The 12,209-nt window shown below is 70.5% G+C and carries 10 protein-coding genes; 1 reads left to right on the forward strand and 9 read right to left on the reverse strand.

The genetic code is table 11. The annotated features are described in order from the left end of the window. Positions 1-49: 49 nt before the first annotated feature. Positions 50-1,036, forward strand: coding sequence for a GNAT family N-acetyltransferase (locus IE245_RS38030; RefSeq protein WP_189946013.1), 987 nt, complete (start codon positions 50-52; stop codon positions 1,034-1,036). 58 nt (positions 1,037-1,094) lie between these two features. Here IE245_RS38030 and pssA read toward each other — a convergent pair whose 3' ends face one another. The 9 genes from pssA to IE245_RS07845 all read right to left on the reverse strand — a co-directional run bounded on the left by pssA (position 1,095) and on the right by IE245_RS07845 (position 12,074). Continuing rightward, the gene (gene pssA, locus IE245_RS07805) at positions 1,095-1,970 is read right to left on the reverse strand and encodes a CDP-diacylglycerol--serine O-phosphatidyltransferase (RefSeq protein ID WP_189946143.1); all 876 of its coding nucleotides are present in this window, start codon (positions 1,968-1,970) and stop codon (positions 1,095-1,097) included. Further along, complete coding sequence (locus IE245_RS07810; RefSeq protein WP_169089696.1) at positions 1,963-2,619, reverse strand: phosphatidylserine decarboxylase; 657 nt, start codon at positions 2,617-2,619, stop codon at positions 1,963-1,965. Before IE245_RS07810 ends, pssA begins: the two co-directional genes overlap by 8 nt. A gap of 170 nt (positions 2,620-2,789) precedes the next feature. Next, entirely contained in the window at positions 2,790-3,995 is a 1,206-nt protein-coding gene (locus IE245_RS07815) for an acyl-CoA dehydrogenase family protein (protein ID WP_189946014.1), read from the reverse strand. A 2-nt stretch (positions 3,996-3,997) separates the two neighbouring features. Then, a complete protein-coding gene (locus tag IE245_RS07820; RefSeq protein ID WP_189946015.1) occupies positions 3,998-4,522 on the reverse strand; it encodes a MaoC family dehydratase in 525 nt (174 codons plus the stop codon). Between the two features lie 4 nt (positions 4,523-4,526). Next, positions 4,527-5,501, reverse strand: coding sequence for an HpcH/HpaI aldolase/citrate lyase family protein (locus IE245_RS07825; protein ID WP_189946016.1), 975 nt, complete (start codon positions 5,499-5,501; stop codon positions 4,527-4,529). Then, positions 5,498-7,567 (reverse strand): ethylmalonyl-CoA mutase, encoded by a 2,070-nt coding sequence (locus IE245_RS07830; protein ID WP_189946017.1) that lies wholly within the window; start codon positions 7,565-7,567, stop codon positions 5,498-5,500. Before IE245_RS07830 ends, IE245_RS07825 begins: the two co-directional genes overlap by 4 nt. 14 nt (positions 7,568-7,581) lie before the next feature. Further along, the gene (gene ccrA / locus IE245_RS07835) at positions 7,582-8,919 is read right to left on the reverse strand and encodes a crotonyl-CoA carboxylase/reductase (protein WP_189946018.1); all 1,338 of its coding nucleotides are present in this window, start codon (positions 8,917-8,919) and stop codon (positions 7,582-7,584) included. Between the two features lie 421 nt (positions 8,920-9,340). After that, complete coding sequence (locus IE245_RS07840; protein WP_373305291.1) at positions 9,341-10,210, reverse strand: TetR family transcriptional regulator; 870 nt, start codon at positions 10,208-10,210, stop codon at positions 9,341-9,343. Positions 10,211-10,292: 82 nt separating this feature from the next. Continuing rightward, the gene (locus tag IE245_RS07845; RefSeq protein WP_189946020.1) at positions 10,293-12,074 is read right to left on the reverse strand and encodes a 3-hydroxyacyl-CoA dehydrogenase family protein; all 1,782 of its coding nucleotides are present in this window, start codon (positions 12,072-12,074) and stop codon (positions 10,293-10,295) included. Positions 12,075-12,209 lie beyond the last annotated feature (135 nt).

Raw genomic sequence — 12,209 nt, forward strand, 5'->3', positions numbered from 1 at the left:
CCCGCGGGCGTGTCACCTGGCGGAAACCTCCCGGTGTGATGCTCGGACGATGAACGTCCTGATCGAGGAGAACGCCGCCCATGCCGGCCTGCCCGCCCTGCTCACCGCCTACCACCTGGCCACCGAGGCCGAGAAGGGCGCCGCGGTGACCGGGCCCGCCGACCTCCCGGCCGCCCGCCGCGCCGAGGCCGAGGACCCCGTCGCCGCCTTCGCCGCCGACACCGTGCTGCTCGCCACCGCCCCGGAGACGGGCGAGGCCGTCGGCTGCCTCGTCCTGAAGGCCGGGCCGGTGCCCGAGGTCAAGCGGGTGTGGGTCGAACCGGAGGCCCGCGGCCGGGGACTCGCCGGCGCGCTGATGGGCGAGGCGCTGCGCCGGGCCGCCGCGGCCGGGGCCGAGCGCGTCCGGCTCACCGTCTGGGAGTGGCGGCGGGGCCCCCTCGCCCTCTACCGCAAGCTCGGCTTCGAGCCCGCCCCGTCCTGGGACGACCGCCCCGGGCTGCTGTGCCTGGAGAAGCGCCTCGCCCCCGGCGACCGCGTCGAGTTCCTCGGCCCCGACGCCGTACGGCGGCACACGGAGGGGCTCGCCGCGCTCCTCGTGGACGCCGTGGACGGCGGCGCCTCCGTGGGCTTCCTGGCGCCCGTGGAGCCCGCCGAGGCGGCCGCCTGGTGGGCCGGGACCGCGGGCACCCGGGACGTGTGGGCGGCCTTCGGGCCGGACGGCGCCGTCACCGGGGCCGTCACCCTCCTGCGTACCGGCACCGCCAACGGCCGGCACCGCGGCGAGATAGCCCGGCTCCTCGTCCACCGCTCGGCCCGCGGCCGGGGGCTCGGCCGCCGGCTCCTGGCCGCCGCCGAGGCCCACGCGGCCGCCACCGGCCTCACCCTCCTCGTCCTGGACACCCAGACCGGCAGCCCCGCCGAGCGGCTGTACCGGGGAGCGGGCTGGACGGTGGCCGGCACCATCCCGGAGTACGCCGCCGACCCGGCCGGGGTCCTGCGCCCCACGACCCTCTACTACAAGGTCCTGGCGGCATGACGAAGGGCCCGGAAGCGCGGTGCTTCCGGGCCCTTCGGCCGTTCCGTAGGACGGGGGGTCAGCGCAGCTGCGCCGCCTCCGCCTGCCGCGCCTCCCGGCTCTCGCGGCGGTTGCCGCGGAAGGTGTTCACCCGGCGGGCCGTCGCGAAGAGGGGGATCACGGCGCCCAGCACGACCTGGAGGGCGCACCCGGTCTGGAGCAGGAACTGACCGCCGGGGGCGTCGAAGGCCCACGCGGCCAGCATGGCCATCGCCCCGACGATCCAGCTGAGCATGGCCGCCGCGAGGACGCCCCGCGGCTTGGGGTACTCGACCCGGCTCACCATCAGCCACGCGGTGCCGATGATCGCCAGCAGCGTCGGGATGAAGGGGAGCTCAAGCAGGATGATCGAGACGACCGTCAGCGCGCCGAAGGGGCTCGGCATGCCCTGGAACATGCCGTCCTTCATCGTCACGCAGGAGAACCGCGCGAGGCGCAGCACCACCGCGAGCAGCACCACGATCGCGGCGACCGCCGAGACCTTCTGCTGCGCGTCGTCCGCGACCATGCCGTAGACGAGCACGAAGTACGCCGGGGCCAGACCGAAGCTGATCAGGTCCGAGAGGTTGTCGAGCTCGGCGCCCATCGGCGAGCTGCGGAGCTTGCGCGCCACGATGCCGTCGAAGAGGTCGAAGATCGCCGCGCACAGCATCAGTATCACCGCGGTGGCCGCGCTGTTGCGCGCCATCCCGGTCTCCGTGCTGCCGGTGAGGTGCGGGATCAGGATGCCCGTGGTGGTGAAGTACACCGCCATGAAGCCACACGTGGCGTTACCGAGCGTGAGGGCGTCCGCTATGGACAGCCTCAGCGACAGCGGCATCTCCTCCGCCTCTTCGGCCGCCCGCGCCTCGGCGTCGGCGGCCCAGTCGGCGGCTCGTGTGTCGGGATCAATCACGGTCAATGCGAGTCACCCCCGCGGTCGTGGTCTGCCCGACCTCGACGGCGACCTCGACACCCTCCGGGAGGTAGATGTCGACGCGCGAGCCGAAGCGGATCAGACCGATGCGGTCACCCTGCTCGACCTTCGTCCCCTGCGGGATGTACGGCACGATGCGCCGCGCCACGGCACCCGCGATCTGGATCATCTCGATGTCACCGAGCTCGGTGTCGAAGTGCCAGACGACGCGCTCGTTGTTCTCGGACTCCTTGTTGAAGGCCGGGACGAAGCCACCCGGGACGTGCTCCACCGAGGTCACCGTGCCGGCCATCGGCGCACGGTTGACGTGCACGTTCAGCGGGCTCATGAAGATGGCGACCCGGGTGCGCCCGTCCTTCCACGGCATGATGCTCTGCACCACGCCGTCGGCGGGGGAGATGACCCGGCCCTGAGCGATCTCGCGCTCGGGGTCGCGGAAGAACCACAGCATGCCGGCCGCGAGCGCGGTGGTCGGCACGGCGATCGCGCGGGCGCGCTTCGAACGGCCGGAGCGCGCGAGGCTGAGCGCCGCCGTGGCGACGGTCGGCAGGAGCCACGGCGATGCTCCGCGTGCGATGCGTGCGCCCTTGAGGCTGTCGCGGTGTGCAGAGTTTGGGCTGTGGGGCATGGATGACCTTCGTAGCGGATGATGCCGCGCTGGCAACGGGGGGACGGCGGCTTTCCGGCGATGCTATCGGTTGCGGGGCGCAACTGGGCAAGCCAGGAACCGAGTCGACGGCCGGAAGACGAACACGGGGTGTGATCTTCTTCGCGGCCGAATCAACTCAAAACCGACAATCAGCCCTGGAACCGGTACTCCTCCAGGAGGCGGCGGCCAATGATCATTTTCTGGATCTCGGCGGTACCTTCACCGATGAGCAGCATCGGCGCCTCGCGGTAGAGTCGCTCGATCTCGTACTCCTTCGAGAACCCGTAGCCGCCGTGAATGCGGAAGGCATCCTCCACGACCTCCTTGCAGTATTCGGAGGCGAGGTACTTCGCCATCCCCGCTTCGAGGTCGTTTCGTTCCCCGGAGTCCTTTTTGCGTGCTGCGTTCACCATCATGGCATGGGCGGCCTCGACCTTGGTAGCCATTTCGGCCAGCTTGAACTGGATGGCCTGGTGCTGGGCGATCGGCTTTCCGAAAGTCTGACGCTGCTGGGCATACTGGACGCCCAGTTCGAAAGCACGCTGAGCGACGCCGCAACCACGGGCCGCCACGTTCACGCGGCCCACCTCGACACCGTCCATCATTTGGTAAAACCCTCGGCCGGTGACCCCGCCGAGAACCCGATTGGCCGGAATGCGCAGGTTGTCCATGACGAGCTCGGTCGTGTCGACGCCCTTGTAGCCCATCTTGTCGATCTTGCCGGGGATGGTGAGGCCGGGGCGGACCTCTCCGAAGCCGGGCTCCTTCTCGACGAGGAAGGTCGTCATCGACTTGTGGGGCGCGGTGCCCTCCGGGTGGCCTTCGTCACTCCGGACGAGCACGGCCACCAGCGTGGACGTGCCGCCGTTGGTCAGCCACATCTTCTGGCCGTTGAGGACGTACTCGTCGCCCTCCTTCACCGCCTTCGACGTGATGGCCGACACGTCCGAGCCGAGGCCCGGCTCCGACATCGAGAACGCGCCGCGCGTCTCGCCGGCCGCCATCCGCGGAAGGAAGTACTCCTTCTGCTCCTGGGTGCCGTGCTGCTTCAGCATGTACGCGACGATGAAGTGGGTGTTGATGATGCCGGAGACCGACATCCAGCCGCGGGCGATCTCCTCCACGCAGAGCGCGTAGGTGAGCAGCGACTCGCCCAGGCCCCCGTACTCCTCGGGGATCATCAGGCCGAAGACGCCGAGCTCCTTGAGCCCGTCCACGATCTGCTGGGGGTACTCGTCGCGGTGCTCCAGCTCGGTCGCGACAGGGATGATCTCCTTGTCGACGAAGTCCCGCACGGTGGCGAGGATCTCCTGCTGGACGTCGGTCAGACCGTGGGTCTGGGCGAGTCGCGCCATGACTACTTCTCCGACTTCTTGGAAGGCTCGATGAGCTCGGGGCGGCCGGGCTGCTCGCCGCCGCGCGCGTCGGTGTACTCGGCGGTCGGGACCATCACCTTGCGGCGGAAGACGCAGACGAGGGTGCCGTCCTGCTTGTAGCCCTTGGTCTCGACGTACACGATCCCGCGGTCCGTCTTCGACTTCGACGGGGTCTTGTCGAGGACGGTGGTCTCGCCGTAGATCGTGTCGCCGTGGAAGGTCGGCGCCACGTGCCGCAGCGACTCGATCTCCAGGTTGGCGATGGCCTTGCCGGAGACGTCCGGCACGGACATGCCGAGCAGCAGCGAGTAGATGTAGTTGCCGACCACCACGTTCCGCTTGAAGTCGGTCGTGTTCTCCGCGTAGTTCACGTCCATGTGCAGCGGGTGGTGGTTCATGGTGAGGAGGCAGAAGAGGTGGTCGTCGTACTCGGTGACCGTCTTCCCGGGCCAGTGCTTGTAGACGGCACCGACCTCGAACTCCTCATAGGTACGTCCGAACTGCATGGCCCTACGCCTCCGGGATCTCGAACTTGCTGGTGCGCTGCATGCCGGCGGCGCGGCCCTTGCCGGAGATGACCAGGGCCATCTTGCGGGAGGCCTCGTCGATCATCTCGTCGCCGAGCATCGCGGAGCCCTTCTTCCCGCCCGCCTCGGAGGTGTAGTAGTCGTACGCGTCGAGGATCAGCTCGGCGTGGTCGTAGTCCTCCTGCGAGGGCGAGAAGATCTCGTTCGCGGCGGCGACCTGGTCCGGGTGGAGCACCCACTTGCCGTCGAAGCCCAGGGCGGCGGCGCGCTGCGCGACCGCGCGGTACCCCTCCTGGTTGCGGATCTGGAGGTAGGGGCCGTCGATCGCCTGGAGGTTGTTGGCGCGGGCCGCCATCAGGATGCTCATCAGGATGTGGTGGTACGCGTCCGCCGGGTAGCCGGGCGGCTGCTCGCCCACGACCAGGGACTTCATGTTGATGGAGGCCATGAAGTCGGCCGGGCCGAAGATGATCGTCTCGACGCGCTGGGACGCCTGCGCGATCGCGTTGACGTTGTTCAGGCCCTGGGCGTTCTCGATCTGCGCCTCGATGCCGATCTTGCCGACCTCGAAGCCCATGGTCTTCTCGATCTGGGTGAGCAGCAGGTCGAGCGCGACGATCTGCTGGGCGTCCTGGACCTTCGGCAGCATGATGCAGTCGAGGTTCTGGCCGGCGCCCTCGACGACCGTGACGACGTCGCGGTACGTCCAGTGGGTCGTCCAGTCGTTGACGCGGACCACGCGGGTCTTGCCGGTCCAGTCGCCCTCGTTCAGGAACTTCACGATGGTGTGGCGGGCCTCGGGCTTGGCCAGCGGGGCGCAGGCGTCCTCCAGGTCGAGGAAGACCTGGTCGGCGGCGAGGCCCTGGGCCTTCTCCAGGAAACGCGGGTTGGAGCCGGGCACCGCGAGGCAGGAGCGGCGGGGGCGCAGCCGGTTCACCGGGGACGCGGGGCTGGTCATGCGGGGACCTCCGTACTTTCGTTTTCTTCCACGGGGCGGAGCTTGTTGGCTTTCCGGATCTCGTCGACGATACGGCCGATGATCTCCGTGATGCCGAAGTCCTTCGGCGTGAAGACCGCCGCGACGCCCGCGCGGCGCAGTTCCTCGCCGTCGGCGTTCGGGATGATGCCGCCGACCACGACCGGGATGTCGGTCGCGCCGGCCTGCTTCAGCCGGTCCAGGACGTCCGGGACGAGCTGGGCGTGCGAGCCGGAGAGGATCGACAGGCCGACGGCGTGCACGTCCTCCTCCAGGGCGGCGTCCACGATCTGCTCCGGGGTCAGCCGGATGCCCTGGTAGACCACCTCGAAGCCGGCGTCGCGGGCCCGCACGGCGATCTGCTCGGCGCCGTTGGAGTGCCCGTCCAGGCCCGGCTTGCCGACCAGGAAGCGGAGCTTGCCGATGCCCAGGTCCTCGGCGGTCCGGTCGACCTTGCGGCGGACCTCGGCCAGCGGCGACCCGGACTCGGCCGGCACGGCGACCGGGGCGGAGGAGACGCCGGTGGGGGCGCGGTACTCGCCGAAGACCTCGCGCAGCGCCCCGGCCCACTCGCCGGTGGTGACACCGGCGCGGGCGCACTCCAGGGTGGCCTCCATGAGGTTCTCGGTGCCCCGCGCGGCCTCCTTGAGCTGCTCCAGGGCCTGCTGGGTGGTCGGGAAGACGAACGGGTCGCCGTTGCCCTGGCGGTCCGTGGACTCCTGCCGCTCGGCGCGCCAGCGGGTGACGGCCTCGACCACCCGGGCCTCGACGGCCGGGTCGACGGTCTGGATGGCGGTGTCGAGGTCGGCGGTGAGCGGGTTGGGCTCGGTCGTCTCGAAGACGTTGACGCCGACGATCTTGTCCTCGCCGGACTCGATCCGGGCGCGCCGCTCGGCGTGCGAGGAGACCAGCTGGGCCTTGAGGTAGCCGGACTCGACGGCGGCCATGGCGCCGCCCATCTCCTGGATCCGGTCGATCTCGGCGAGGCACTCGGTGACGAGGGCGTCGACCTTGGCCTCGACGACGTGGGAGCCGGCGAAGATGTCCTCGTACTCCAGGAGGTCGGACTCGTGGGCGAGGACCTGCTGGATGCGCAGGGACCACTGCTGGTCCCAGGGCCGGGGGAGGCCCAGGGCCTCGTTCCAGGCCGGGAGCTGGACGGCGCGGGCGCGGGCGTCCTTGGAGAGGGTGACGGCCAGCATCTCCAGGACGATGCGCTGGACGTTGTTCTCCGGCTGGGCCTCGGTGAGGCCGAGCGAGTTGACCTGGACGCCGTAGCGGAAGCGCCGCTGCTTGGCGTCCTGGATGCCGTACCGCTCCAGCGTGATCTTGTCCCAGATGCGACCGAAGGCGCGCATCTTGCACATCTCCTCGATGAAGCGGACGCCCGCGTTCACGAAGAAGGAGATGCGGGCGACGACCTCGCCGAACCGCTCCTCGGGCACCTGGCCCGAGGCGCGGACGGAGTCGAGGACCGCGATGGCGGTGGACATCGCGTACGAGATCTCCTGGACCGGAGTGGCCCCCGCCTCCTGCAGGTGGTAGCTGCAGATGTTGATCGGGTTCCACTTCGGGATGTTGTTGACCGTGTACGCGATCATGTCCGTCGTGAGGCGGAGCGAGGGGCCGGGCGGGAAGACGTGCGTCCCGCGCGACAGGTACTCCTTCACGATGTCGTTCTGGGTGGTGCCCTGGAGCTTGGTGATGTCCGCACCCTGCTCCTCGGCGGCCACCTGGTAGAGCGCCAGGAGCCACATCGCCGTGGCGTTGATGGTCATCGAGGTGTTCATCTGCTCCAGGGGGATGTCCTGGAACAGCCGGCGCATGTCACCGAGGTGCGAGACCGGGACGCCGACCCGGCCGACCTCGCCGCGGGCGAGGACGTGGTCGGGGTCGTAGCCCGTCTGGGTCGGCAGGTCGAAGGCGACCGACAGGCCGGTCTGCCCCTTGGCGAGGTTGCGCCGGTACAGCTCGTTGGACGCCTCGGCGGTCGAGTGACCGGCGTAGGTCCGCATGAGCCACGGCCGGTCCTTCTGGCGCTCAGTCATGTGCGGTCCCCGGCTCAGATGTTGCGGAAGCGGTTGATGGCGTCGATGTGCTTGGCCCGCAGCTCCTCGTCGCGCACGCCGAGGCCCTCCTGGGGCGCGAGCGCGAGGACGCCGACCTTGCCCTGGTGCAGGTTGCGGTGGACGTCGTACGCCGCCTGGCCGGTCTCCTCCAGCGAGTACGTCTTCGAGAGCGTGGGGTGGATCTTGCCCTTGGCGATCAGGCGGTTGGCCTCCCACGCCTCGCGGTAGTTGGCGAAGTGCGAGCCGATGATCCGCTTCAGCGACATCCACAGGTAGCGGTTGTCGTACTCGTGCATGTAGCCCGAGGTCGAGGCGCAGGTGGTGATGGTGCCGCCCTTGCGGGTGACGTAGACGGAGGCGCCGAAGGTCTCGCGGCCGGGGTGCTCGAAGACGATGTCGATGTCCTCGCCGCCGGTGAACTCGCGGATCTTGGAGCCGAACCGCTTCCACTCGCGCGGGTCCTGGGTCCGCTCGTCCTTCCAGAACTTGTAGCCCTCGGCGTTGCGGTCGATGACCGCCTCGGCGCCCATGGCCCGGCAGATGTCGGCCTTCTCGGGGGAGGAGACGACGCAGATCGGGTTGGCGCCGCCGGCCAGGGCGAACTGGGTGGCGTACGAGCCGAGGCCGCCGGAGGCGCCCCAGATGAGGACGTTGTCGCCCTGCTTCATGCCGGCGCCGTTGCGGGAGACCAGCTGGCGGTAGGCGGTGGAGTTGACCAGGCCGGGGGCGGCGGCCTCCTCCCAGCTGAGGTGCTTCGGCTTCGGCATCAGCTGGTTGGACTTGACGAGCGCGATCTCGGCGAGGCCGCCGAAGTTGGTCTCGAAGCCCCAGATGCGCTGCTCGGGGTCGAGCATCGTGTCGTTGTGGCCGTCGGAGGACTCCAGCTCGACCGAGAGGCAGTGCGCGACGACCTCGTCGCCGGGGGTCCAGGCGTTGACGCCCGGGCCGGTGCGCAGGACGACGCCCGCGAGGTCGGAACCGATGACGTGGTACGGCAGGTCGTGGCGCTTGGTGAGCTCCGAGAGCCGCCCGTAGCGCTCCAGGAAGCCGAAGGTGGAGACGGGCTCGAAGATCGAGGTCCAGACCGAGTTGTAGTTCACGGAGCTGGCCATGACGGCGACGAGGGCCTCGCCCGGGCCGAGCTCGGGGAGCGGGACCTGGTCCAGGTGGAGCGACTTGCGGGGGTCCTTGTCGCGGCTGGCGACTCCGGCGAACATCTCGGCCTCGTCCTTGTGGACGGTGACGGCCCGGTACGACTCGGGGAGCTTGATGTTCGCGAAGTCGGCGGACGTGGCGTCCTGCGACTGGATCGCGTCCAGGATTTCCTTCACGGTGTGCCTCCGGCGGAGAGCGTCCGGGGGACCGGACGCCTGAGGGTTACGTCGGGGAGTGCTGCTGCTGTGGAGGTGTGCCGTCGGTTCGGCTCGGGTGGTGCTGTGGCGGCGCCCGGTGGGGCGCGAGGGGTGCCTGTGACGCAGGCGTCCGGGCGCACGGCCGTGGGGCCGTGGGGACAGCCGGAGCGCGGGCTTTCCCGGTGCTCCGGCCACCCGGACGAGATCAACGTATGGCACGCCGTGTCACGTGACAAGGCACTGCGTGCCAACAATTTCTCTCAGATGCGAAAAGGTGCTCACGGATGAGCGATGATCGATCGAATGCCGCTCTGAGCTGCGGGAACGCGAAGAGGGCCGCCCCCGGGAAACCGGGGGCGGCCCTCGTGCCAGACCTTCGAAGGTGCGGGAGAAGCGGGTCTCAGCCCTTCGTGAGTGCCTGCTGGATGGTCCGCATGACCTCGTCGAGCGGAGCGTCGGTACGTGCCACGGCGACCACCACGTCACCCGCCGCGGAGACCCGTGCCGCCGGCGCCTCCTGCGGGGGCCTGACGGCCTGCGGGGCGGCGGGGGAGGAGGGGTGGGAGGGGGCCGGACGGCCCGCGCCTATGCCCGAGCCGAAGGTCTCCCGGACGATCGCGAAGGCGTGGTCCAGCTGGGTCTCCACGTCCCCCTGGCCGCCGGCCCGCAGCCACCGCCGCAGCACGTGGTTGTGCGCGGTGACCACCGCCGAGGCCGCCACCTCGGCGAGCAGCGGGTCGTCGTTGCCGTCGTGGTGGTCCCGCTCGTCGAAGTGGCCGAGCAGATAGCGGGTGAAGAGCCGCTCGTAGCGGGCCACCGAGGCGATCTCGCGCTCCCGCAGCGTCGGCACCTCGCGGGTCAGCCGGTAGCGGGCCACGGAGATCGCGGGCGCGCCCGCGTACATCTTCATGACCTCCTTGATGCCCCGGCACACGGTGTCGAGCGGGTGCTCGTGCGGCGGCGCCGCGTTCAGCACCGCCTCCGCCCGCACCAGCGTGTCGTCGTGGTCCGGGAAGATCGCCTCCTCCTTGGACCGGAAGTGGCGGAAGAAGGTCCGCCGGGCCACCCCGGCCGTCGCCGCGATCTCGTCGACGGTGGTGGCCTCGTACCCCTTCGTCGCGAAGAGCTCCATCGCGGCGGCCGCCAGCTCCCGCCGCATCTTCAGCCGCTGTGCGGCGGCACGGGTCCCCGCCGCGCTCTCCTGAGCGTCGGACGGAGAGGTGGCACGGGGTGTCTTCACGGCCTTGGGCATGACCCGAACGTACTGCATCCGTGCAGGAAGGCGCGCCCGCGGGGGCGGACCGCCGGAGGGCTCCAGGAGCCCTCCCCACCCCCGCGCGGGCTCCTCGGGCTCAGCGCCGGGCATATTCGCGGAAGCCGCGCCCCGTCTTGCGGCCCAGGCAGCCGGCCGCCACCAGGTGCTCCAGGAGCGGCGCCGGGGCCAGACCCGGGTCGCGGAACTCGCGGTGCAGCACCTTCTCGATCGCCAGCGAGACGTCCAGGCCGACCACGTCGAGCAGCTCGAACGGCCCCATCGGGTAGCCGCCGCCCAGCTTCATCGCGGTGTCGATGTCGTCCAGCGTCGCGTAGTGCTCCTGGACCATCTTGACCGCGTTGTTCAGGTACGGGAACAGCAGCGCGTTCACGATGAAGCCGGCCCGGTCGCCGCAGTCCACCCCGTGCTTGCGGATCTTCGCGGTGACCTCGCGGACGGTGGCGTGCACGTCGTCGGCGGTCAGGACCGTCCGGACGATCTCGACCAGCTTCATCGCCGGCGCCGGGTTGAAGAAGTGCATGCCGATGACGTCCTGCGGACGGTCCGTCGCCTTCGCGCAGGCCACGACCGGCAGCGAGGAGGTCGTGGTGGCGAGCACCGCGCCCGGCTTGCAGATCTTGTCGAGCCGGCCGAACAGCTCCTGCTTGACCGCCAGGTCCTCGGCGACCGCCTCGACCGCCAGGTCGACCTCGGCGAAGGCGTCCAGCGAACCGGCCGGGGCGATCCGGGCCAGCGTCTCCTCGCGGGCCTCCTCGGTCATCCGGCCCTTGGCCACCGAGCGGGCCAGCGACTTCGCGATGTACGCCTTGGCCGCGTCCGCCTTCTCCTGCGAGCGGGCGGCGAGGACGACGTCGTACCCGGCCTTGGCGAAGACCTCGGCGATGCCGGAGGCCATCGTGCCCGAGCCGGCCACGCCCACCGAGCGGACCTCGCGGCCCGTGCCGCCGGCGCCCGCGGCCGCCGGGGCCGGCGCGTCGGCGACCTTCTCGGCCGAACCCGGCGCCGCGTAGGTGTAGAAGCCGCGGCCCGCCTTGCGGCCGGTGAGACCGGCCTCCGAGAGCTGCTTCAGGATCGGCGCGGGGGCGTGCAGCCGGTCGTGGGAGGCCTGGTACATCGCGTCCAGGACGGTGCGGGCGGTGTCGATGCCCACCAGGTCGAGCAGTTCGAGCGGGCCCATCGGCAGGCCGCAGCCCAGCTTCATGGCGGCGTCGATGTCCTCGCGGGAGGCGTAGCGGGCCTCGTACATGGCGGCGGCCTGGTTGAGGTAGCCGAAGAGCAGCCCGTCCGCGATGAAGCCCGCCCGGTCGCCGACCGCCACCGGCTCCTTGCCGAGGTCCTCGGCGAGCCGGGTGACCGCCTCCACGGCCCGCGGGTCGGTCAGCACCGAGGAGACGACCTCGACCAGCTTCATCGCCTGGACCGGCGCGAAGAAGTGCAGGCCGAGGACGCGCTCCGGGCGGGCGGAGTCGGCGGCGAGCCGGGTCACCGAGAGGGCGTTGGTGCCGGTCGCGAGGATGGCGTCCGGCCGGACGATCCCGTCGAGCGCCCGGAAGACCTCCTGCTTGGTCTCGTACGTCTCCGGGACCACCTCGATGACGAGGTCGGCCGCGGCGGCGGCCTGGAGGTCCGAGTAGACCCGGAAGCGCGCCAGCGCGTCCTGCCGCTCGTCCTCGGTGATGCGCCCACGGGCCACGGCGCGGGCGGTGGACGCCTCCAGGGCGGCGACGGCACGGGCGGCCGCGGACTCGCTGACGTCGATGCCGACGACCTCACGGCCGGCCCGGACGAGGACGTCGGCGATACCGGTGCCCATGGTGCCGAGACCGACGACGGCGATGGTGGAGAGAGGGGTGTCCATCAGGGGACTCCTGGGAGGAAGAGTGACGACTGAAGGCGGTGCGCGCGCACGGGGAAAAGGGCGCGGGAAATGCCGGGGAACGCGGCCGGCCGCACGGAGGGCGGCGCCACGGAACGCGGAGACGGCTCCGCCGTG

It is taken from the genome of Streptomyces roseolus, assembly GCF_014649855.1.
Classification (GTDB): Bacteria; Actinomycetota; Actinomycetes; order Streptomycetales; family Streptomycetaceae; genus Streptomyces; species Streptomyces roseolus.

Excerpts from the sequence above, each read along its gene's own strand:
- IE245_RS38030 (WP_189946013.1), top strand. The coding sequence starts at position 50 with ATGAACGTCCTGATCGAGGAGAACGCCGCCCATGCCGGCCTGCCCGCC.
- IE245_RS07810 (WP_169089696.1), bottom strand. The coding sequence starts at position 2,619 with ATGCCCCACAGCCCAAACTCTGCACACCGCGACAGCCTCAAGGGCGCA.
- IE245_RS07815 (WP_189946014.1), bottom strand. The coding sequence starts at position 3,995 with ATGGCGCGACTCGCCCAGACCCACGGTCTGACCGACGTCCAGCAGGAG.
- IE245_RS07820 (WP_189946015.1), bottom strand. The coding sequence starts at position 4,522 with ATGCAGTTCGGACGTACCTATGAGGAGTTCGAGGTCGGTGCCGTCTAC.
- IE245_RS07825 (WP_189946016.1), bottom strand. The coding sequence starts at position 5,501 with ATGACCAGCCCCGCGTCCCCGGTGAACCGGCTGCGCCCCCGCCGCTCC.
- IE245_RS07830 (WP_189946017.1), bottom strand. The coding sequence starts at position 7,567 with ATGACTGAGCGCCAGAAGGACCGGCCGTGGCTCATGCGGACCTACGCC.
- IE245_RS07840 (WP_373305291.1), bottom strand. The coding sequence starts at position 10,210 with ATGCAGTACGTTCGGGTCATGCCCAAGGCCGTGAAGACACCCCGTGCC.
- IE245_RS07845 (WP_189946020.1), bottom strand. The coding sequence starts at position 12,074 with ATGGACACCCCTCTCTCCACCATCGCCGTCGTCGGTCTCGGCACCATG.